This is a genomic window from Frondihabitans cladoniiphilus (genome assembly GCF_039544345.1).
Classification (GTDB): Bacteria; Actinomycetota; Actinomycetes; order Actinomycetales; family Microbacteriaceae; genus Frondihabitans; species Frondihabitans cladoniiphilus.
Genome location: NZ_BAABLM010000001.1, coordinates 31718 through 52403, shown reverse-complemented (window position 1 = coordinate 52403; position 20686 = coordinate 31718). Strand labels below are relative to the sequence as shown.

Below are 20686 nucleotides of genomic sequence, written 5' to 3'. Positions count from 1 at the left end.
GGCCTCGACTCCGTCGCGCAAAGGAGCCGACCTCAAAGCCGCCCTGCCCCGTCAGCGCCGCGCCAGTTCGTCGGCGGATCAGCCGCCGACGAGCTCCAGCGTCAGCCGATAGTCGGCCTCGTCGTACGCCGAAGCCGTGTCAAATACCAGAGCGCCCGTGGGATGCACGGCGACGCTCGGCCACGCAGCCCGCCCCTCGGTCACGAACCGCACCCACGCCGAGTGCATCGCGTCGGCCAGCGCACGAGGCGGCGTCGCCCCGAGCTGCGCCTCCACTCCCTCGGCGTCGAGGAGGTCGAACACGAACGGGAGCTCGTGGCAGTGCGCGGCGTTGCCCGTGGCCGGGGAGACGTGCGCGTAGTCGTAGAGCCAGGTGCGGTCGCCCGCTCCGGCAGCGGACCGGACTGCGGCGAGGTGGAGCGCCGGGCCGCGGAACATCTGCTCGACGACGAGCTGGCTGTTCGCGTAGCCGCGTCCGACGACGTCGACCCGCTCGCGGTAGTCGCGCCGTGCATCCCGCGAGACGCCCGCGGCAGCGAGGTCGGACTCGATCGAGTCGGCCGTGAGGCGCGACGGGAACGTGAACTCGTTGCGGGTCGTGCCGAGCAGGAGCGGCAGTCCCGACGACGCACCGGCAGCCAGCGACGACGCGACGTCGAGAACGGTCTCGCCGTCGACGACCGGGGCGAACGCGACGGCAAGCGAGCCCGCGCCTTGCGACCGGGTCGCCGCGATGAGGTCCGTCGGCGGCGACTGCATCGTCACTCCGGTGTCGGCCGTGTTGAAGTCGCGCTCGTGATCGAGCACCCGGTCTTCGGCGATCTCGCGCCACGCGTCGAGAGTGGGCTCGATGCCGAGGGCGGACGCGAACCGGCGGCCGACCTCCTCGGCGTCGGCGGCGGTCGAGCGCCCGACCACTCCCGACTCCGAGATCGCCCCGTGGAACAGCCCCCGCGCACCCGGCGCCGCGAGCAGCGTGAGCACGCTGCCGCCGCCGGCCGACTGCCCCGCGATGGTCACGCGATCGGGGTCGCCGCCGAACGCCCGGATGTTCTCCTGCACCCACTCGAGGGCGGCGATCTGGTCGAGCACTCCGCGGTTCAGCGGGGCCCCGGCCATCCATCCGAACCCGTCGAAGCCGAGCCGGTACGAGACCGTCACCGTCACGACGCCGTCGCGGTTGAACGACCGGCCGTCGTACCAGGGGCTGGCGGGCGAGCCGGCGAAGTAGCCGCCGCCGTGGATCCACACGAGCACCGGGAGCCGTGCATCCCCCTGGCCCGCGGCCGGCGTGAACACGTTCACATTGAGGGTCGAGGGGCCGGGGATGCTCGGCTCGGGCACCGTCGTGAGGGCACCGAACGGTCGCCGCTGCGGTGTGGCGCCGTACGCCGTCGCCGGGCGCACGCCCTCGAACGCGGCGGCCCGCACCGGCGCACGGAAGCGTCGTTCGCCCACCGGCGCCTCGGCGAACGGGATGCCGAGGAAGGCGGTGGAGCCGGGGCGGACGAGGCCGGAGTAACGGCCTGCGGTGGTCGCGACGACCGGAGCGTCGCCCGCGGCTGCGGCGGCTGCAGCGGCTGCAGCGGCCGAGGCGGCCGCAGCCCCCGCGCTCACGAGAACAGCCCCTGACCGATGTACTGCCCCTCTTTCGGCGCCGGCGGCACCGCGAAGACGGCCGACCCGATGTGCGAGATGTACTCGTTCAGGCGATCGGACGCACCGAGCTTCGTCTGGATCCGGGTGAAATGCTCCGGGTCGTTCATGAAGGCGGTGAAGAGGAGCCCGGCGTCGAGCTGCCCGTATTGGTTCAGGCCGTCCGTGTAGTTGTAGGGCCGGCGATGGATCTTCACGCCGCCGTTGTTCTCGTGCGCGGCCAGGGCGATGTGCGACCGGGCGTCGATCTTCGTGTCGCCGTTCGAGGCCTTCGCGTGGAAGTCGGGCGTGGTGTGCTCGGTGCCGCCCGAGAGCGGGGCGCCCTCGACCTTCGTCCGTCCGAAGACGGACTGCTGGTCGCCCACGAAGTCGGCGTCCCAGATCTCGATGTTGATCTCGATCTTGCGCACGACCTGGTAGGTGCCGCCCGCCATCCAGCCCGCGTCGTCGCCGAGCCAGACGAACTTCTCGAACTCGGCTTCCGTCTCGATGTTGCGGGTTCCGTCTTTGAAGCCCATCAGGTTGCGCGGGGTCGTCTGATCCTTGCCGGCGGAGGCCCGGCCGAAGCCGAGCACGGTCCAGCGCACGGTCGCGGTGCCCCGGGCCATCCGGGCGAGGTCGCGGATCGCGTGGTAGGCCACCTGCGGGTCGTCGGCGCAGGCCTGCAGGCACAGGTCGCCGCCCGTCGTCGCCGCCTGGAGGTTGTCGCTCGGCAGGGTGGGGATCTGAGCCAGGTGCGCCGGCTTCTTCGACGCGAGGCCGAAGCGCTGGTCGAAGATGCCGGGGCCGAGGCCGACCGTCACGGTGAGCGACGCCGGGCCGAGATCGAGCGCCTCGCCGGTGTCGTCGCCGACGCCCGCCTTCGGATCCACCGAACCGACGGTCTTGCCCGCCTGCAACTGCGCGATCGCTGCCGACCAGCGCGCCAGGAGCACCTGGAGCTGGGTGGTCAGGGTCGTCGACATGTCGAAGGTCATGAGCACGCAGTAGCGCTGCGGCGAGGTCTGGATCCCGCCCTGCGGCTGCTTGGCGGCCGTCGCGTAGAAGGGGTGACTGTCGGAGAGGTCGATGGCCTCGTCGGCGGGAGGAGCTGCGGCGGCCTGGGCGGCGAGGGAGCCGCCGATGCCGGCCAGGGCTCCGGCGCCTGCGGCCGCGGCGGCGATCCCGCCACCGAACAGGGCACGACGAGACAGTCGGGGCGCGCCGGACGGCGCCGACTCGGTGGAGTCGACGCCGTCGTGGTGGTGCTGGTCGGTCACGCCGTGGCGACCTTTTCGGCCAGCTGCGACAGCGGGTCCTGGAGGGCCTGGACCTGCTGCGACAGGGTGTTGGCGTCGCTCGCCTTGAGTGCGTCGGTGTACGAGACGTAGCCGCCGAGGGCGTTCGCGTCGCGGTACTTGTCGAGCAGCGCGTCCGTCGCCTGGAACTGCGCGACGATCGACTTGGTGAGCGTGGGGTCGAGCTTGGTCAGGCCGGGCCGCAGGTAGGCGAACGCCTCCTCGGCGCCCTCGACGTTGGCGGCGAGGTCGACGAGGTCGATGTGGCTGAACGCCTCCTCCTCGCCGGTGACCTTCTCCGACTGCACCTCTTCGAGGAGCGAGGCAGCGCCGTTGGCGAGGTCCTCCGGCTTGTACGAGAGGGTCGGCGCGAGCTTCTTCAGCTCGGTGACGTTGGCGGTCAGCTCGGCCGCGAGCGATTTCGTCGAGTCGGTGATCGCCCCGGCCTGGAAGAGGTCGCGCTCGACGGCGTGGTAGCCGTGCCAGCCGACGGCGGGGTCGAGGTTCGACGCGCGCATGTCGATCAGGTAGTCGAGGTTGCCCGAGTTGTCGGTCGCCTTGAAGCCGGGCTTGATGAAGCCGTCGACGTCGCTCTCGATGCGCTCGTAGTAGGGGCGGGCCTTGGCGTAGGCGGTCTGCGCCGCGGTGAGGTCGCCGGAGTCGATGGCCGTCTGCAGAGCCGTGGTGGTGTCGACCATGGTGCTCACCTGGTCGTCGACGTAGGTGGCGTACTGCTTCGACCCGGTCTTGAGCAGGGTGGCGGCCGAGCTGTTCGAGGCCGACGCGGCCTTGCCCGTGACCGTGAAGTCCGTCAGCTCCTTCGACGCGTTGGGGCAGTACACCTGATATTTGCCGCCACCGAGGGTGACGGTGAACGACGCCGCGGCAAGGCCCGGCGCGAGGTTCTCCTTCTCGCCGAGGATCTTCTGGTCCTGCAGCAGCTCGACCTCGGAGATGCCGGTCGAGGACTTGTTCGTCACGGTGAACGTGACCGGGCCCGCCGGCACGGACGTCGTGGACACGGCGCAGGCATCGCTGCCGCCGCCGGTCAACGTGATGGCGACCTTGTTCACGCCGCTCGACGAGGTCGAGGCGGACGAGGCGGACGTGTTCGTCGCGCAACCGGCGAGGGCGAGGGCCGTCGCTGCGGCGAGAGCGGCGACGGTGACGAGCGATCGGGCCCTGCGGGGCCTCAGGTCACTGGACTGCATACGTGGAACTCCTAGCGGGTTCACCCTGCTCGACGTTCTGGCCGTCAGGGGTCGGGGTGGGGAGGGGGGTCGGAGGGGTCGAGAGAGCGTGGGATGCACGGCGCCGGTCACGCAGGGCGAGAGCCGCCTGCCACAGAGCCGCGATGCCGAGGGCGATCGGCAGCCAGGCGTTCCAGACGCGCAGCTCGGTGGCGGCCGACGTGGCGCTCAGGATGCTCGTGGCCGAGGCCTGCACGCGGCCGGCCGGAACGCTCCACGGCGTCTCGGCCATCGTGTACGTGCGCGAGGTGGTGAGCCCGCCGCCGGAGATCGTCAGCACCGTCGCGGTCGTCCGACGGGTGTCGAGCACTCCCCCGCCGACGGTCCAGAGCGTCGTCGTCGCGCTCTCCGACCAGCGGGCGGTGTAGGGCCCCGGCGTCGTGTCCGGCGAGATGCCGACGGGGATCCGGCCGAACAGCGAGACCAGGTCGTCGACGGTGAGGCTGGTCTTCTGCGACGCGGTGGAGACCGGCGTCTTCGTCTGCCAGCGGTCGGCTGTGACGCCGTCGCGGGTGACCATGCGGTGGGCCGATTCCGGGAACTCGACCCGGGCATCCCGCGCTCCGGAGATCGTGAGGACGGCTCGCGAGCCGGTCACCGCGGCCCGGGCGGTGCCGGCCGAGTTCGCGAGGGCGACGTTCTGCGGTGCGGTCGCGGCGGGAGCATGCACGCCGAGGGCCAGGACCAGCGCGGCGACGGCGAGGCCGCCCGCGAGGACGAGACGGACCCGGGGGATGCGCGCCCCGGTCGGACGCCACGCCCGCGGCCACACGGAGAGCAGCAGCACGGGCACGAGGTAGCAGAACCAGCCGAGGACCTCGATCACCCGCGGGTCGGGCTGGATGCCCAGCACGCCCGTGATGAGCGCGCCCAGAACGGTGCCGTTCGGGGCGAGCCACGAGAGGTCGACGGTGCGCTGCTGGCCGACGAGGATCCAGCCGGCCTCGTGGGCGGTACGGAGGGCGGTCATGACGAGGCCCGCCGCGACGAAGACCAGGAAGATGCCCGTGCCGGTGAAGAACTTCGCGAGGTTGAGCTTCACCCCGCCGGTGTAGAGGCCGAAGCCGATCACGATCGCGCCCGCGACCCCGATGACGGCGCCGAGGGCCGCGAGACCCGTGTTCGACGAGGCCTGAAAGGTCGCGAGGAGGAAGACGGAGGTCTCGAAGCCCTCTTTGAGGACCGCGAGGAAGGCCATGCCGGCGAGCGCCCAGGCGGTGCCCCGACCGGCGGCCGCGGTGGCCTCGGCCTCGAGGTCGCCCTTCAGGTCGCGGGCGTGCTTGCGCATCCAGACGATCATCGTCGTGACGAACACGACGGCGACGGCGCCGATGATCGCCTCCATGCCCTCCTGCTCCGCCTGGGGCAGTGCCTGCTCGACGAGGTCGAGCACGACGCCCACGGCGACGCTGAGGAAGACGGCCACGCCGACGCCGAGCCACATGGGCCACATCGGGATCCGGTTGCGCTTGAGGAACGCGGCGATGATGCCCACGATGAGCGTGGCTTCGAGGCCTTCGCGGAGGCCGATGACGAGGGTTGCGAGCATGACGATTCTCTTGCCGGGGTCGGGTGCTTCGCACGCCGAAACCACGGACCGCGGAGGCGCGGATCCAGACGAATGAAGGTAAGGCAAACCTTACCATGTGGGTCGGACGCGCCCGCTAGAGGTGAATCCGGCGATGTCTCGGGGCCGAGAGATACCGCTTCGATCGCCGGGGGATCGCCGCGTTGTCGGCGATTGGGGGGACTGTCTAGCGAACCCGTCGTGCCCTATTCTTTCGAGAAGGCTCCAACCAGGCCTCGACGACGACTCACCACCGGCGTCCGTCCGCCGCCACCCGGCGGCCCTTCCGATCAGGCGGGATCCTCGTGCTCGACTTCCTTCGCCGTACCTTCACGCGACCCCTCGTCGCCCTCTGGCTGGCCGGCAGCCGGCACTCGTGGAAGCGACGACTCCTCCCCCGCGACTCGCCCCACGTCCTCGCGCCCGGCACCAACCCGGAGCGCGTGCTCATCGTCGGAGACGGCGCCGCGTCGGGCCGCGGCGTCGTGACGCACGATCTGGGTCTCCCCGGATTCCTCGCTCGCAGCCTCAGTGCGCGGACCGACCGTGCGACCGAAGTGGACATCCTGGTGGACGACGCCATGACCGCCGACGAGTGCACGGAGGCGCTGGCCTCGCAGGACCTCCGCCGGTACGACATCGTCCTCGTCTCGTGCGGCGCGAACGAGGCCCTCGCGCTCCAGTCGCCGCGCGAATGGCAGCTCGCCATCCGCACCCTGCTCACGACGGCCCGGCTGAAGACCTCGCGCGACGCGAAGATCTTCGTGCTGGCGGCGCCGCAGTTCGGCGTGAACCCGCACTTCCCCCGCGCGTTGGCCAACGCCGTCGACTTCCACGGGGGCGTCCTGAACACCATCACGGAACGCATGACGGAGGAGCACCAGGGCGTCGTCTACGTGCCCGAGAGTCGGGACCAGATCTTCGAGGAGGCCGGGGCGGTGCGCTACCAGGCCTGGGCCGAGCTCATCGCCGATCGGATCGTGCGGAATCTCGACCCGCACCGACCGCAGGCGCCGAGCATGGCCGACGAGTACGAGCAGGCTCGGCAGCGGGCGTTCGAGCACCTCGAGTCGCTGGGCACCGCGAACGACGCGATCGTCGATCGGCTCACCGACAAAGCGCGCGACCGCTTCGGAGCCAAGATCGCGGCCGTGACGTTCCTCCACGCCGACACCGAGCACGTCCGGGCGGTCAGCGGCCTCGAGGTCGACGCCGTGTACCCGCGATCCGATGCGATCTGCGACGTCGCGATCCGACGGCGCGGCCCTCTCGTCATCGAGGACGCACGGCGCGATCACCGCTACACGGGCTTCTCCGTCGTCGCGGGCGAGCTGGGCATCCGCTTCTACGCCGGGTTCCCGATCGAGTCGCCCGACGGCTTCCGAGTCGGCGCGCTCTGCGTCATGGACGACCGTTCACGGCGCTTCTCCGGCAGCGACGCGATCGCCCTGCGCGACCTCGCCGCCGAGATCCAACGGCACCTGTACAGCCGCGAGGGGGTCGGGGTCGGCTGAACCCGTCGGCTCCGGTGCGAACTCCGCGTCAGGCGCGAGCGCGACGCCTGAGCTGCGCCGACTGGACGGACAGGTAGATCGCCAGTCCGTAGATGACGAAGGCGAGCACCACGTGCCACGGCGTGATCCAATCCATGCCGAGCCCGGAGATCGCGTGCCCGCTGAGCCATTGAGCGACCGTCGCGACGAAGAGCACAACTGCGAAGATCCGAACCCGTCCCGCGGCCCGCAGGCGTGCGACCGCGATGATCGCGGAGATCAGGGCGAACACCATGATCGGGTACGCGAGGACCCCGTGGATGTCCGTCCAGGTCTGCTTGGCGGAGTCCGGGATCCCGTCCTCGATGAAGTTCCCGGCGGTGATCGACTGCAGGAAGATGAAGAGGACGGTCACCCCGGTGAAGATCGCGTAGCTGCGTCGCGCCGAGGGGTCGATCTCGGGATACGCCGGAACGGGAGTGCTGCCGGTGGCAGTGTTCGAGGTGGTCATAGGTCGTGACGCTATGCCGCGTCGAGTGCCGGATGCGCGGTCTGCCACGTTCGAAAGCTCACATGTTCGAGAGGCCTCCCTCGTGTTCACGGGGCAGGCACGGTCAGGCATGCCGGCCCACGAACCCGTCGCGGCGATCGTCGTCGGAAGCGCCGTGGCCCTGACGGCGACGTTCGACATCGGTATGCTCCTGCACACCGGTGGCGTCGCGTCACGACACCCCGCCGCGACGACCAGCCGATCTGGAGGCACTCCCCTGGCGAAGATCCTCGTCGTGGACGACGACCCCGAGATGCTCGACCTCGTCCGCTCGAGCCTCGTCGACGCCGGTCACGAGGTCACGGCGGTCTCCGACGGGGTGGCGGCCCTCATCGCAGCGGGCGGGACCGAGTTCGACGCTGCGGCCATCGACGTCATGCTGCCGGAGATGACCGGCTTCGAGATCTGCCGACGCCTCCGTGAGTCGGGCCGGACGTTCCCCGTGATCCTCGTGACCGCTCGCGACGCCGTCGACGACCGGATCTTCGGTCTCGACTCCGGCGCCGACGACTACCTCACCAAGCCGTTCTCGCTGGCCGAGCTCCAGGCTCGGCTCCGAGCGCAACTCCGTCGGCAGGCGACTCCCACGACAGCGGCGCCCCTCGTCGAAGCCGGCGACCTCCGACTCGACACGACGGCCGTCCGCGCCCGGATCGCCGGCCACGTGGTCGCGTTCAGCGTCAAGGAGTTCTCGCTCCTCCGCTACCTCCTCCAGAGCATCCCCGAGACCGTCAGCCGGTCCGAGATCCTCGCCGAGGTGTGGGGGCCTCCCGAACACTTCGATCCCACCATCGTGGACCAGTACGTCAGCTACGTGAGAAAGAAGCTCGCCGCGGCCGGCTCGATCGTGACGATCGTCACCGTGCGGGGCGTCGGGTACCGCGCCGACGTGCCGGATCCGGCATGAGGCGCCTCCGATCGCTGCCGATCCAGCTCCGGATCACCCTCGGCAGTCTCCTCGTGTCCGGGCTCGTCCTCGTCGGCGTCGCCGGGCTCCTGGCCTTCCAGATCCGCTCCACGACGGCTGCCAGTGAGCAGACCCTGGCCGAGAGCGACCTCGCGCCGTTCATCTCCGACCTGCAGAACAATCCCGACGAGACGCCCGACAAACCGGCCGCGGGCATCCTCGTCGCCATTCGCGAGCAGTCGGGCGCGTTCCTCCGCAACACCCTCCCCGACGAACTCCAGGCCCATCTGGCCGACCGCGACCTGCACGACCACGCCTTCGTCGAGGCCGGCGATCCGGATCGCGACTCCCAGGCCCCGACGCGCCGCGTCACGAGCGCGGGCACCACCTACGTCGTCGTCGAGGAGCACATCACGACGCGCGAAGGCCAGTTCACCCTGTGGGCGGCCCGCAGCACGGCGTCGGGCGACCTCACGATCATGGCTCTCGACCGCTCCCTCGTCGTGGGTCTCGTCGTGGCGTTCCTGGCGTTCGGAGGGGCGTCGTGGCTCCTCTCGAGCCTCTCGCTCCGGCCCGTGCGGCGCCTCGCCGATTCTGCCCTTCAGATCAGTCGAGACGATTCCCGGGATGCTCTGCCCGTCTCCCGCGCCGGCGACGAGTTGTCCGTTCTCGCCGAGACCCTCAACGCCTTCATCGCCCGTCTCCGATCGAGCGCCGACCACGAGCGGCAGATCGTCTCCGACGCCAGCCACGAGCTGCGGACTCCCATCGCGGCTCTGACCGCCCGCCTGGAGCTGGCTCATCGCTCCTTCGGGGACGCCGACGCCCTCGAGCGGGAGATCGTCGCCGCCGAAGCGTCGGTCGCCCGACTGTCCGATCTGGCGACGACGCTGCTCGAACTATCACGCCTCGACCAGCGCGTCGGCGAGAGCGGGGAGCGGCCTCGATCGACCGCCGGGGAGTTGACACGCGAACTCCTCGACGCCGTCGACCGCACTCGCATCAGCCCGACCGCCTCCGGCATCGGCATCGACTTCGTCGTGGACGACATCGCGGATCCGGAGTCGGCGTATCCGATATCGGCCGCATCGTTCGGGCGGATCTGCGACAACCTCCTCGTGAACGCCGTCACCTTCAGCCCTTCGGGCGGAACGGTCCGCGCGACCTTCGAACAGGAGGGTGCCGAGGAAGACGATCCGCTCCTCCTCACCGTCACCGACGAAGGCCCCGGTCTGCCGGCGGACTTCATCGCCCACGCCTTCGACCGGTTCTCGCGAGCCGACGATTCGCGGCGGAGGGTGCGCGGTGGCAGCGGGCTCGGACTGGCCCTGGTCCGCGGGCTCGCCGAACAGGCCGGAGGCACCGCCGAGATCGACAACCGGGACACCACCGGTGCGGTGGCCACGGTGCGCATCCCGAAGATGTGAGATCTCGAACGACACGAGGGCTTTTCGAGAAGCTTCCGCATAGCCGGGGATCCCACTCTGGAGGCACGCCATCGCACCGCCCGTGCGAGCCGGCTTGCCGAGGAGACCATCATGACGAGCACGATCGAGCTGCACACCACGGTGCGGCTCCCCCCTGCGCCGGCCCCCCGCATCGAGGTGGCCACCCGGCTCCGCAGGCGTGACCGTCGCCGCCGCAACGCGGCCGTCGACGCCCTCGCCATTATCGTCTGGGTGTCCGCCGCCCTCGCCGCCGCACTGTACCTGGCGTCGCCGGGGGCACACATCCTCTCGGGCGGTGCCGCCTTCGTGACAGCGGCGGGCATCGTGGCCGGTCTCGTCGCCACCGACCTCGTCCTCGTGATGATCGTGCTCGCGGCGCGGGTGCCCCTGATCGACAGGGTCTTCGGGACGGACCGCGCCATCGCCGTCCACCGATCCCTCGGCAAGCCCGTGCTGTACCTGATCCTCGTGCACGGACTCCTGATCACGATCGGCTACGGACTGTCCGACCGGACCAATCCGGTCGCAGAGACGATCTCGCTCTTCACCACTCTGCCGGACATGCCCCTCGCCTATCTCTCGCTGGGCCTGTTCGTCGCCGTGGTCGTCACCAGCCTGGTCGCAGTCCGCCGTCGCCTTCCCTACGAGGCCTGGCACGTCATCCACCTGCTCAGCTATGCCGCGGTGGCAGTCGCCCTGCCGCACCAGCTCAGCGTCGGGAGCGTGCTCGCGTCGGGCACCTGGCAACGGGTCTACTGGATCGCCCTTTACGTGCTCGCTCTGGGCGCCATCGTCGTCTACCGATTCCTGCTGCCGATCCTGGTGACGTTCCAGCACCGGATCCGGGTGGTCGCCGTGGAGCCGATCGCCCCGGGCGTGGTGTCGATCCACCTCTCCGGCCGCGACCTGACCCGTCTCGGCGTGCAAGGCGGCCAATACGGTGTCTGGCGGTTCTGGACCACCGGCACCTGGTGGCACGCGCACCCTGTCTCGTTCTCGGCCGTTCCGAGCGAGAACCACGCCCGGATCACGGTCCGAGACCTTGGGGCCGGCTCGCGCCGCCTCAGTCGGATCCGCGCGGGCGCCTTCGTCTCGCTCGAGGGACCCTACGGTCTCTTCACCGCCAAGGCGCGGACGGCGCCCTACCTGACGCTCATCGCCTCGGGCATCGGGATCACCCCCATCCGCTCGCTGCTGGAGGACTCCGTGCTCCGCGAGGGCGAGGCGACAGTGCTCCTTCGCGGCTCCGACCCCGACCAGCGCTACCTCTGGAACGAGGTCGCCGACCTGGCCACCGTCACGAGGAGCGAGATCTTCGCGATGATCGGTCCGCGCCCCTCCGGAGCCGACGCCTGGCAGTCGGCCGAGGACTGGAACCGCGGCGTCACCCTCACCTCGACGTTCCCCCACCTCCTCGAGTCGGACCTCTACATCTGCGGGCCGCAGCCCTGGACGGACCTCGTCGTCCGAGACGCCCGACTGGCCGGAGTGCCCGAACATCAGATCCATCAGGAGAGGTTCAGTTCATGAGACCACGCGCCGTCGCCGGAGGCGTCTTCGCCTCCGCCTCCGTCCTCCTCATCGGCTGGCAGATCGGGGCCGCTCAGGTCTCCGCCACGACATCGACGAGCACGCCCGCCACCGGTTCGACGTCCGGGTCGAGCGGGTCGGCATCCACCGGATCGGGATCCACCGGATCGGCGTCCGGGTCGACCGGGACGTCCTCGGGGTCGTCGGCGTCCACGGCGACGCCCTCGGCGTCCGCGACCGCCACTCCGGCAGCGGGCTCATCCGTCTCCGGCACCTTCGACGGCGCCACGACCGAGACGCGCTTCGGGCCGGTCCAGGTCGAGATCGTCGTGTCGGCCGGAAAGATCACCGACGTCGTTGCGCTCCAGCTCACGAACGAGGGGGGCCGGTCCGTCGAGATCAGCAACTACGCGGCCCCGATCCTCCGAACGGAAGCCCTCAGTGCGCAGTCGGCGAAGATCCAGTCCGTGAGCGGGGCGACGTACACCAGCGAGGGGTACGTCACGTCGCTGCAGTCCGCTCTCGACAAGGCGGGACTGTGAGCGTCCACGTCTTCGAGACCATGGGCACCGTGGTGAGCCTGCGTGCGGACGACCTCTCGGCTGCTGCCGACGTCGAAGCGGTCTTCCGCGAGTACGACCGGACCTACAGCCTCTACGACGACGCCTCGCCGCTGTCACGGGTGGCCCGCGGCGAACTGCTCCTCGCCGAGACGTCGACGGCCGTCCGCGAGACGTACGCCGAGGCGCTCGCCTGGAGGGAGAGGACGGGTGGGCTCTTCACTCCGCACCGCCCGGACGGCGCCGTCGACCTCTCCGGCATCGTCAAGTCCCTCGCCATCCGCGACGCCGGGGCGATCCTCGACGATTCCTGCCCTTCTTGGCTCCTGTCCGTGGGCGGCGACGCCCTCAGCCGTTCAGGCGACAGCACGCCGGAGTGGCGGACCGGTGTCGTCGATCCGGACGACACCTCCCACCTTCTCGGCGTGGTACCTGTCGGCCGGAGTCGACGGGCCATCGCCACCTCCGGGTCCGCCGAACGGGGCGACCACATCTGGTCCCGCTTCGGACGAGCGCACTTCGTGCAGGCGACGGTGGTGGCCGACGACATCGTCACCGCGGACGTCCTCGCCACCGCCGTCATCGCCGGACGAGAAGAGGACCTCGACCGCATCACGAGCACGTGGGACGTCGACGTGCTCACCGTCGATCGGGACGGCGCCCTCCGGGCCACGCCCGGCGCCAGGTCGTGGCTCTCCGACACGCCCGTCCCGAGCATCTGAGAGGTTTCTTGGAGCGGGGACGCCAGGGTGGCGGCATGGCACGAACGACCGACGACGCACGCAGCACCCACCGACTCCCTGGAATGCTGCGCCCCACCAGCGGCCGTCGCCCCGACACGACCGCCTTCAGCATCACGGCCATCGTCGTCGTGGTCGCCTTCGGCTTCGTCCTCTCGAAGACGCACGGCGTGGTCCACCTCGACCTGCAGGGGGTGAAGGCGCTGAACCGCCTCCACACGGGTGCGCTCGGCACCCTCGGAGCGACCGTCTACAAAGTCTTCAGCCCCGCCGAGGCGATCATCCTCACCGTCGTCATCGTGGCAGTGATCTGGGCGGTCAGCAGAAATCTCCGGCTCGCCGCCACCTTCGCGGTCACCGTCGCCGTGACCTGGCTGTCGAGCGACATCGTGAAGCTGCTCGTCCACCGGGCCCGGCCCGACCGGTCGGCCTTCGCCCACCACATCACGGAGCACCCGACCGACCCGTCCTTCCCGAGCGGACACATGGTGTTCGTCGCCACCCTCGCCATGGCCTTCGTCTTCCTCACGCGCGACAAGCCGTACCGCGGCTGGGTCGTCGCCGCCGGGATCGTGGCCGTCCTCGTCGTCGCCTTCTCGCTGATCTCCGACGGGGTGCACTACCCGAGCGACGTCACCGCCTCAGTCGTCTGGTCGGTGGGCGTGGCCCCGCTCGTGCTCGGGCTCTGGAACCGGTACGTTCTGCCTCTCACCTACCGCACGCCGTCGAGCGTCGAGGCTCCCGCCTAGTCGACGCCAAACCCGATCGAAGAGGACCCCCATGACCGAGCCGCCGCGAGTCCTGTTCGTCTGCATCCACAACGCCGGACGCTCCCAGATGGCCGCCGGTTATCTGACGACGCTCTCCGGCGGGCGCGTCGTCGTCCGCTCGGGCGGATCGGAGCCCGGCCACGAGATCAATCCGATCGCCGTCCTCGCCATGGCGGAAGAGGGCATCGACATCTCGAGCGGGGTTCCGCAGTTGATGACGACCGAGCAGGTCCACGACTCGGACGTGGTCGTCACGATGGGATGCGGGGACGTCTGCCCGGTCTTCCCCGGAAAACGCTACGAGGACTGGGATCTCGCGGATCCTGCCGGGAAGGCACTCGAGGACGTCCGACCGATTCGAGACGACATCAGACGCCGCGTCGAGCAGCTCCTCGGCGAACTCGTGCCCGTCGGCGACTGATCCGTCGACGCCTGATCCGCCGAATCGTGGCGCCGTGGCCCGACAGACCCCGGTTGCTCAGGCCGGGAGGCGCCGGCCGTCGGCGTCGAGGTAGTCGCGCCACGATCGCTTGGGGGTCCAGCCGAGCATCCCCCGTGCCTTCGAGGTGTCGATGCCCGAGGCGTCGACGCGCGAGAGGGGGCGGAGCTCGATGGCGTCGCCGTAGTTCTCGTGCAGGAGCGCCGCGAAGTCGTGGCCACCGGCGTTGTCGGGTGAGGCGATGTAGAACACCTCGTGCCCGGGGAGGTCGGACTCGGCGGCCAGCACGAGCGCGTCGGCCAGGTCGTAGACGTCGATGTAGCTCCCGAAGTTCGCGCTCGACGGGTCGGGGGTGCGCACCATCGCGCCGAGGTTCGACTCGTAGTTGTCCTCGTTGTGGACGGTGCTGGGGCGGATCGAGATGGCACGGATGTCCGAGCGCCGCACCGCTGCGTCCATGAGCTGCTCGCCGAACGATTTCGAGAGCGCGTAGGGATCCTGCGGGTGCAGCGGGTGCTTCTCGTCGACGGGCAGGTAGTCGGGCAGGAACGGCCGCTCGGGGAAGAAGTTGCCCACGATGCTCTCGCTCGAGACGTTGACGAACCGCTTCACGCCGAAGCGGACGGCCGCTTCGATCAGGTTGAAGGTCGACATCAGGTTGGTCTGGAAGACCACGTGCGGCGGGTTGCCCGTCGGCTGCGGGATCGCCGCGACATGGACGACCGCATCGACGCCCGCGACGACGGCGTAGGCGGAGCCAGCGTCGGTGAGGTCGGCCTGCTGGTACCGGCCGGGCACGACGACGCCCGCATCGAAGACGGGCCGCACGAGGTCGACGCCGAGGACGTCGTGCCCTGCGTCGACGAACGCCTGGACGGCGGCGCGCCCCACTTTGCCTCGGGAGCCGGTGACGAGGACCTTCATGGCGTTCTCCTTCGAACCCGAAGGCGCGGCTGCGCGGACGGCTTCGTCGACCGTACTCGGGTGGGGCCGCTGTCGGTTCTAGAGGGCGACCGTCATCACGAGCAGGGCGGCGGACATCGTCGCGACCTCGACACCGGCGAAGGTCCCGGCCGACGTGCGAGCCCGGAACGCCGCCCGCGCGGTCCAAGCGGAGAAGCCGAGGTAGGCCACAGCGAGGGCGGAGAGGACGACCTCCACCCCGGTGGCGCTCGGCCCGACGGCGACCATCCGCATGCCGGACATCGTGCCGCCGGCCGCGAGGGCGTGACCTGCGCCACCGGCGCCACCGGCCGAGAGCCCCAGCCCGACGACGATGAAGGCCGCCATCAGAAGCGCCGAGAGGGCCCGGTGCACCTGCATGGCCGACGACGACACCTGCTCACGCGGACGGGAGACGCTGAGCGGCATCGTCACGACCAACAGGAGAGCCGCGATCAGGAGCGGTCCGCTCGCGACGCCGGGAACGGCCTGCAGGATCATCGCCGCCATCATCACGGCGGGCGCGACCCAGGTGCGCTTGAGGCGACGATGCTCCGTACCGGCCAGGCAGCAGACGGAGGTGCCGGACAAGCCGATTATCGCCGCCATGACGAGCGGGTTCATGGTCGTGCCGCTCCGTCAGTCGATGCTGCGCCCGATGCGGGCGTAGGTCTCGGGCCGGGTGCGCTTGTAGATCGCGGCGAGCACGATCCCCAGGGCGAGGACGAAGAAGCAGAGCCCGATGAGTACGGCAGCGAGCGCCGTCGATCCTGCCACCAGGAGACTGAGGTTCATGCTGGCGATGACGAGACAGGTGCCGATGGCCAGGGTCGCGATCACGGGGGCGACGACGGTGGTCCAGATGCCGACAGGGTGCTCCGGGTGCCGACGGAAGTACACGATGACCGCGATCGAGACGAGCACCAGCATGAGCAGGAGCCCGTAGAAGCCGAGGCTCGAGACGGCGCCGTAGAGAGCCACGCTGTCGACTCGCGTGAGAGCGGCACCGACGATGACGACGAGGAAGATCGCCGACACCACCATCGAGGCCCGCGAGGGCGAGCCGTGCTTGGGGTGCGTGACGCCGACCGCACGGGGGAAGACCCCGTCGACGCCGAGCGAGTGGGTGTAGCGGGCGAGGATGTTCTGGCCCGACAGGATCAGCGCCAGGATGCTCGTGACGAGCAGGACCGAGACGATGTCGCCGGTGACCTTGCCGAGGTAGGCGTTGAGGGAGATCCCGAACATGCCGGCCGGGTTGCTGGTCGCGTCGGCGACGGCCTTCGAGGCGCCGTGAGCGGTGACCAGGGCGTAGCAGGTGATGGCGTAGAAGACGCCGAGGAAGATGATGGCGCCATAGGTGGCACGGGGGACGGTCTTTTCCGGATTCTTGACCTCGTCTCGGTAGACGACGGTCGCCTCGAAGCCGACGAAGAGTCCGATGGCGAAGAGGAACAGGAGTCCGGTCGAGCCGTGGCCGAGCTGGCCGAAGCTCCAGGGAGTCGACGAGAGCCCTTCGGGGCCGCCCTTGGCCAGCACGACGGCGTCGAACACGATGATGATGACCATCTCGCAGGCCATCAGCACGAGGAGGAGCTTCGCCGACACCTCGATGTTGAAGTACGAGACGACCGAGACGACGGCCCACATGATCAAGGCGCAGATCCACCACGGCAGCGCCGACAGATGGAAGATCGTGCCGAGGAAGTTGTTCAGCGCCGTCGCGGAGAAGGCATACGAGCTGATCAGCGCGAAGAGGTAGGTGTACAGCGCGACGAATGCACCGCCGAGGCCCAAGGGCTTTCCCAGACCCTCGGCGATGTACGTGTAGAAGCCGCCGGCCCTGGGGACGAAGCGAGTCATCCGGGTGAAACCGAGGGCGAAGAGGAGGATCACGAGCGCTGCGATGACGAAGGCGAGGGGTGCCGCCACGTTGAAGCTCAGGTCGAAGGAGATGTAGCCGAAGGCGGCGACAAGGGGCCCGACGAACGCGAGCACCGTGAACATCAGCCCGAGCGTGCCCATCTTGCCCCGGAGCTTGAACGGGTCGCCTTCGGCGCCCGCGGTCACCGGAGACATCTCCGGGAGCTTGGTATCGGTCATTGTCGTCTGCCTTTCGCAGTGGGAACAGGATCGCAGGATCCGGGAAAAAAGTGAGTTGGTTGACCAACTTGTTGAGAGAGTACGGGCTGCATGTAACAGCTGTGTTGCCGCGGCGTGACGGTTTGCACACCGGTCGATCCGTAGAATCGAGTTGGTCGAGAGACCGGATTAGACGAAAGAGGCAGCGCGTGGCGTATGTGAAGACCGAGGTGCGATCGCAGCAGTTCGTGGAGGCGGCGCGGCGCGTCGCCGAGCGGGACGGAGTCGCCAAGCTCACGCTGCGGTCCGTCGCCAGCGAAGCCGGCGCCAGCCTCGGAATCCTGCACTACACGTTCCCGAGCAAGGAGGAACTGCTCGCATCCCTCCTCCAGGACGTCATCGACGAGGCGACCTTCGCGTTCCGCGACAATGCCGCCGACCCGAAAGACCTGGCCGCGACGATTCGCGCCGGCCTCGGAAGCTTTTGGAACGGCGTGATCCAGAGCCGCGACCAGCTCCAGACGATGCAGTACGAGCTCACGACGCACGCCCTGCGCACCGAGGGGCTGCGACCGCTCGCGAGGGAGCAGTACGAGCAGTATTCGGGGCTTCTGCGGTCCTGGTTGGTCGACGTCCTCGCGGCGTCGGCTCGCACTTCGCAGACCCCGGTCGACGTGGTGTCGAGGGTGCTGCTCGCGGCCCTCGACGGGCTGATCATCCAGTACCTGTGCGATCCCGATCCCGTGAGGTCCGTCGGCGACCTGAACGTGATCGCCGACGTGACCGTCCACATGCTGGGCGCGTAGCGGAGGCTAGGCGTCCAGGTACTCGCCCTTGAACTCCCGCTTCGGCCAGAAGTAGCTCAGACGGTACTGATTGATCTTCCAGCCCTCAGTGGTCTTGAGATAACGCAGCTCGTACAGACCGAGCAGGCACACCGGATTGGTGGGGCCGCCGGGGGTGACGAGGAGGGGCGAGTCCTCCTGGCGGTTCGAGAAGTCGACGAAGTTCCAGCGGCCGTGGGCTGTCGTGGGGCTGTCGAGCTTCACGCGCGGGTTCGTCATGAGATACAGGGAGTTGTAATTCTCTCCGGCCTCCTCGAACCACGCCGTGAACTCTTTGCGGATCTGATCACGACCCTGCCAGGTGCCGCCCCAGTCCTCGCCGACCTCCAAGTAGGCGTCCTCGGTGAAGAGGTTCACGAGCCCCTCGACGTCGTGCATGTCGTTGAACTCGGCGTAGTCGAGCTGGATGTTCTTGATCTCTTCGATCTCGAGCAGTTCTTCGATGGTCATGGTGGTCTCCGTCTCAGTTGTGGTCGTGGTCGCAGGTGCAGGTCGCGCCGTGGGCGCAGTGGTTCTTGAGCGTCGGCTTCGGCAGGTCCAGAGTGGGGTTCCGCTCGAAGAAGTTCACCGGCTTCAGCGTGAAACCGGCGTACTCGACCGGCATGATCGGCCAGTCCTCGGTACGCGGAACGTGCGTCGTGCCGAACGTGTGCCAGAGCACGACGTCTTCTTGCACCAGGTTCCGGTCAGCCGCCTGGAAGGCCGGGATGCCGGAACCGCCCGCATGCTGATTGGGATACTCGCCCGCCGCGTACCGCTCGGCGGGGTCGTACTGCGTGACCCAGAGGTGCTTGGTCGCGAAGGCGGCACGGTCGCGGACGGAGGCCCCGTCGGCGGCGAGCAGCACCGGACTCGCATGGGGCACCAGTTTGTACGACGCCGGCTGGCCGAGGCGGTTGGTGGATTCGGGGTTCACGACCTTCCAGGTGCGGGAGATCAGCGGGTCGGCCATGCGCCCCGCGTCCGCTTCCGACGTGATGGCGGTCGACTTCACCGTGAACGCGTTGCCGAAGGGGTTCTCGTCCGACCGCGGGAGACGGACGACCTCCGATTCTTCGACCGTGTTGGCGACGCCGTCGACGGTCATGTCCAGGCGCACGTTGAACAGGTGCTGATGGAACGGCGCGACGAGACCGGGTGCGATCTGTGTGGCGTAGGGGTTCTCCGTGCCCTCGAGCTGCGCGTTGGCGAAGACGATGCCGGTGAGCTTGGCCTCGTACTCGATGGTGCCATCCTGGTACAGGTACCAGAAGAAGCCGTAGTCGTAGTTGCCGATGGCGGTCCAGAAGGAGATCACCAGGCGCCGGGAGCGCCGGGTCTCGTCGTGCATGTCGTCGTAGAGCTCGGAGTGCTTCCACAGCACGCCGTAGTCCTCCTCGTGCAGGCAGACCACGTTCTTCGCCGTGTACGGCGCCCCGTTGTCGTCCGCCAGGACGGCGTCGAAGTAGTGGATCTCCCCCAGGCAGTCGCAGCCGTTCTGCAGGCTCGTCGTCAGCTTGCCCAAGCCGTACTCACCGATGTCGAAGTAGTTGATCCAGAACCGCATCGGGTTGGGATCGGCATAGGGCACGACCATCTCCGACAGCGAGCCGCGGTACATGATCGGGCGCTCCCGGTCGCCGTCCCGGAAGGAGAGCTGGTGCAGGACGAGGCCTTCCCGCTGATCGAAGCCGACACGGAACTTCCAGTTCTGCCACTCGACCAGGCGGCCGTCGACCCGGAAGCTGGGGCCCTCGGGCTGCACGATCTCCAGCGGCTTGAGGTCGGTGCGGCTCGGGCCCCAGTCGCCCTCGCGGAAGTTGCCGTGCTCGCTCGGCAGCGGCACGACGCCGTAGTCGAACAGCTCCACGACCTTCGCCGCAGTGAGGTCCACGTAGGCGATGAGCCCTTCGAGGGGATTGGCCCACGGGCTGTCCGTCTGCTTCTCGCGGAAGAGAGTGAAGGCCCGCATGATGCGCTTGCCCTTCTCGTTCTCGAAGCCGAAGTAGCCGGGAGCGAGCGGCAGGATGATCAGCTTGTCGTGATCGAGGAAGCCTCGCTCGGCCACGGCCTTCTGCCACCGGGCGTCCGACTTCACCGCGACGTCGATGCGCTCGAACTCCTCCATGATGACGGCGGGCTGACCGTACGGATGCGTCTCGGTGGGGATTCGGTGGAACGATTCGACTTCGGCCGCCGTCGCATTGACGACGGCCTCGTGAACGTCGCCGGCAGCGAGGTCCAACAGGACCACGAGAGCGCGGCGGTCGACCGCATCGCCCTCCTTGAACTCCAGAACCTCGCGCTTGTGCGGCTCGTGCAGCTGGACGGACGCGAACCGAGTGGTCTCTCCGATCCTGCCCGCTGCGACCAGGGCCTCGCGGACGGCGTCGACTTCTGCTGCCGAGATCGGGTCGAGCGGGTGCGCCGCGCGCCCGACGTGCGTCGAATCGACGTGACCTTCTGTGGTTGTCATGAGCGTTCCTTCCTCGGCAGCGGGACTGCCCGAGCATCCCGCCAAATGTTTGTCGGTTGACCAACTTGAACCAAGATATCGAACGAATGTGACGCGCGTGTTACAACCATGGGCCGCCCCTCGAGTCAACACACCTCCTAAGCAACAAAGGTTGACAAAAGCCTATTAAGCAACC

The 20686-nt window shown here is 69.0% G+C and carries 19 protein-coding genes; 9 read left to right on the top strand and 10 right to left on the bottom strand.

What is annotated here, in order from left to right; genetic code table 11:
* Positions 1-78: 78 nt before the first annotated feature.
* From ABEA39_RS00275 to efeU, 4 genes are read right to left on the bottom strand one after another with little or no spacing between them, the layout of a single operon-like run.
* On the bottom strand, positions 79-1617 hold the full coding sequence (locus ABEA39_RS00275; protein WP_345371885.1) for a carboxylesterase/lipase family protein: 1539 nt from the start codon (positions 1615-1617) through the stop codon (positions 79-81).
* The gene (gene efeB, locus ABEA39_RS00270) at positions 1614-2915 is read right to left on the bottom strand and encodes an iron uptake transporter deferrochelatase/peroxidase subunit (protein ID WP_345371883.1); all 1302 of its coding nucleotides are present in this window, start codon (positions 2913-2915) and stop codon (positions 1614-1616) included. The genes ABEA39_RS00275 and efeB overlap by 4 nt, the downstream gene beginning before the upstream one ends.
* Positions 2912-4144 (bottom strand): iron uptake system protein EfeO, encoded by a 1233-nt coding sequence (gene efeO, locus ABEA39_RS00265; protein ID WP_345371881.1) that lies wholly within the window; start codon positions 4142-4144, stop codon positions 2912-2914. Before efeO ends, efeB begins: the two co-directional genes overlap by 4 nt.
* Complete coding sequence (efeU, locus tag ABEA39_RS00260; protein ID WP_345371879.1) at positions 4131-5732, bottom strand: iron uptake transporter permease EfeU; 1602 nt, start codon at positions 5730-5732, stop codon at positions 4131-4133. Before efeU ends, efeO begins: the two co-directional genes overlap by 14 nt.
* A gap of 323 nt (positions 5733-6055) precedes the next feature.
* Here efeU and ABEA39_RS00255 point away from each other — a divergent pair, with 323 nt between their 5' ends.
* Positions 6056-7264: a GAF domain-containing protein gene (locus ABEA39_RS00255; protein WP_345371877.1), complete on the top strand. Its 1209-nt coding sequence runs from the start codon at positions 6056-6058 to the stop codon at positions 7262-7264.
* Positions 7265-7292: 28 nt separating this feature from the next.
* Here the strand turns inward: ABEA39_RS00255 and ABEA39_RS00250 are convergent, their stop codons facing one another.
* Positions 7293-7754 (bottom strand): COX15/CtaA family protein, encoded by a 462-nt coding sequence (locus tag ABEA39_RS00250; protein ID WP_345371875.1) that lies wholly within the window; start codon positions 7752-7754, stop codon positions 7293-7295.
* Positions 7755-7863: 109 nt separating this feature from the next.
* On the opposite strand from ABEA39_RS00250, the gene ABEA39_RS00245 reads away from it, so the two are divergent.
* The 7 genes from ABEA39_RS00245 to ABEA39_RS00215 all read left to right on the top strand — a co-directional run bounded on the left by ABEA39_RS00245 (position 7864) and on the right by ABEA39_RS00215 (position 14169).
* On the top strand, positions 7864-8700 hold the full coding sequence (locus ABEA39_RS00245) for a response regulator transcription factor (RefSeq protein WP_345371873.1): 837 nt from the start codon (positions 7864-7866) through the stop codon (positions 8698-8700).
* On the top strand, positions 8697-10127 hold the full coding sequence (locus tag ABEA39_RS00240; RefSeq protein WP_345371871.1) for a HAMP domain-containing sensor histidine kinase: 1431 nt from the start codon (positions 8697-8699) through the stop codon (positions 10125-10127). Before ABEA39_RS00245 ends, ABEA39_RS00240 begins: the two co-directional genes overlap by 4 nt.
* 111 nt (positions 10128-10238) lie before the next feature.
* Positions 10239-11678 carry a ferredoxin reductase family protein gene (locus ABEA39_RS00235; RefSeq protein ID WP_345371869.1) on the top strand — a complete coding sequence of 480 codons (1440 nt, stop codon included), beginning with the start codon at positions 10239-10241 and terminating at the stop codon, positions 11676-11678.
* A complete protein-coding gene (locus tag ABEA39_RS00230; RefSeq protein WP_345371867.1) occupies positions 11675-12220 on the top strand; it encodes an FMN-binding protein in 546 nt (181 codons plus the stop codon). Before ABEA39_RS00235 ends, ABEA39_RS00230 begins: the two co-directional genes overlap by 4 nt.
* Positions 12217-12960 (top strand): FAD:protein FMN transferase, encoded by a 744-nt coding sequence (locus ABEA39_RS00225; protein ID WP_345371865.1) that lies wholly within the window; start codon positions 12217-12219, stop codon positions 12958-12960. Before ABEA39_RS00230 ends, ABEA39_RS00225 begins: the two co-directional genes overlap by 4 nt.
* Positions 12961-12995: 35 nt before the next feature.
* Positions 12996-13727, top strand: coding sequence for a phosphatase PAP2 family protein (locus tag ABEA39_RS00220; protein WP_345371863.1), 732 nt, complete (start codon positions 12996-12998; stop codon positions 13725-13727).
* 31 nt (positions 13728-13758) lie between these two features.
* Positions 13759-14169, top strand: coding sequence for an arsenate reductase ArsC (locus tag ABEA39_RS00215; RefSeq protein ID WP_345371861.1), 411 nt, complete (start codon positions 13759-13761; stop codon positions 14167-14169).
* A 57-nt stretch (positions 14170-14226) separates the two neighbouring features.
* Here the strand turns inward: ABEA39_RS00215 and ABEA39_RS00210 are convergent, their stop codons facing one another.
* The 3 genes from ABEA39_RS00210 to ABEA39_RS00200 form a co-directional block, all read right to left on the bottom strand.
* Entirely contained in the window at positions 14227-15111 is an 885-nt protein-coding gene (locus ABEA39_RS00210) for an NAD-dependent epimerase/dehydratase family protein (RefSeq protein WP_345371859.1), read from the bottom strand.
* A 78-nt stretch (positions 15112-15189) separates the two neighbouring features.
* Positions 15190-15753: a hypothetical protein gene (locus ABEA39_RS00205; protein WP_345371857.1), complete on the bottom strand. Its 564-nt coding sequence runs from the start codon at positions 15751-15753 to the stop codon at positions 15190-15192.
* A gap of 15 nt (positions 15754-15768) precedes the next feature.
* The gene (locus ABEA39_RS00200; protein ID WP_345371855.1) at positions 15769-17232 is read right to left on the bottom strand and encodes an APC family permease; all 1464 of its coding nucleotides are present in this window, start codon (positions 17230-17232) and stop codon (positions 15769-15771) included.
* A gap of 188 nt (positions 17233-17420) precedes the next feature.
* On the opposite strand from ABEA39_RS00200, the gene ABEA39_RS00195 reads away from it, so the two are divergent.
* On the top strand, positions 17421-18017 hold the full coding sequence (locus tag ABEA39_RS00195; RefSeq protein WP_345371853.1) for a TetR/AcrR family transcriptional regulator: 597 nt from the start codon (positions 17421-17423) through the stop codon (positions 18015-18017).
* Between the two features lie 6 nt (positions 18018-18023).
* Here the strand turns inward: ABEA39_RS00195 and ABEA39_RS00190 are convergent, their stop codons facing one another.
* Together ABEA39_RS00190 and ABEA39_RS00185 are read right to left on the bottom strand one after the other, a co-directional pair.
* Positions 18024-18506: a nuclear transport factor 2 family protein gene (locus ABEA39_RS00190; protein WP_345371851.1), complete on the bottom strand. Its 483-nt coding sequence runs from the start codon at positions 18504-18506 to the stop codon at positions 18024-18026.
* Between the two features lie 13 nt (positions 18507-18519).
* Positions 18520-20511 carry a primary-amine oxidase gene (locus ABEA39_RS00185; protein WP_345371849.1) on the bottom strand — a complete coding sequence of 664 codons (1992 nt, stop codon included), beginning with the start codon at positions 20509-20511 and terminating at the stop codon, positions 18520-18522.
* Between the last annotated feature and the right edge of the window lie 175 nt (positions 20512-20686).

What these genes read in the sequence shown, in the direction of transcription:
- efeO (WP_345371881.1), bottom strand. Translation starts at nt 4,144, where the DNA reads ATGCAGTCCAGTGACCTGAGGCCCCGCAGGGCCCGATCGCTCGTCACC.
- efeU (WP_345371879.1), bottom strand. Translation starts at nt 5,732, where the DNA reads ATGCTCGCAACCCTCGTCATCGGCCTCCGCGAAGGCCTCGAAGCCACG.
- ABEA39_RS00250 (WP_345371875.1), bottom strand. Translation starts at nt 7,754, where the DNA reads ATGACCACCTCGAACACTGCCACCGGCAGCACTCCCGTTCCGGCGTAT.
- ABEA39_RS00245 (WP_345371873.1), top strand. Translation starts at nt 7,864, where the DNA reads ATGCCGGCCCACGAACCCGTCGCGGCGATCGTCGTCGGAAGCGCCGTG.
- ABEA39_RS00240 (WP_345371871.1), top strand. Translation starts at nt 8,697, where the DNA reads ATGAGGCGCCTCCGATCGCTGCCGATCCAGCTCCGGATCACCCTCGGC.
- ABEA39_RS00235 (WP_345371869.1), top strand. Translation starts at nt 10,239, where the DNA reads ATGACGAGCACGATCGAGCTGCACACCACGGTGCGGCTCCCCCCTGCG.
- ABEA39_RS00230 (WP_345371867.1), top strand. Translation starts at nt 11,675, where the DNA reads ATGAGACCACGCGCCGTCGCCGGAGGCGTCTTCGCCTCCGCCTCCGTC.
- ABEA39_RS00220 (WP_345371863.1), top strand. Translation starts at nt 12,996, where the DNA reads ATGGCACGAACGACCGACGACGCACGCAGCACCCACCGACTCCCTGGA.
- ABEA39_RS00215 (WP_345371861.1), top strand. Translation starts at nt 13,759, where the DNA reads ATGACCGAGCCGCCGCGAGTCCTGTTCGTCTGCATCCACAACGCCGGA.
- ABEA39_RS00210 (WP_345371859.1), bottom strand. Translation starts at nt 15,111, where the DNA reads ATGAAGGTCCTCGTCACCGGCTCCCGAGGCAAAGTGGGGCGCGCCGCC.
- ABEA39_RS00205 (WP_345371857.1), bottom strand. Translation starts at nt 15,753, where the DNA reads ATGAACCCGCTCGTCATGGCGGCGATAATCGGCTTGTCCGGCACCTCC.
- ABEA39_RS00200 (WP_345371855.1), bottom strand. Translation starts at nt 17,232, where the DNA reads ATGACCGATACCAAGCTCCCGGAGATGTCTCCGGTGACCGCGGGCGCC.
- ABEA39_RS00190 (WP_345371851.1), bottom strand. Translation starts at nt 18,506, where the DNA reads ATGACCATCGAAGAACTGCTCGAGATCGAAGAGATCAAGAACATCCAG.
- ABEA39_RS00185 (WP_345371849.1), bottom strand. Translation starts at nt 20,511, where the DNA reads ATGACAACCACAGAAGGTCACGTCGATTCGACGCACGTCGGGCGCGCG.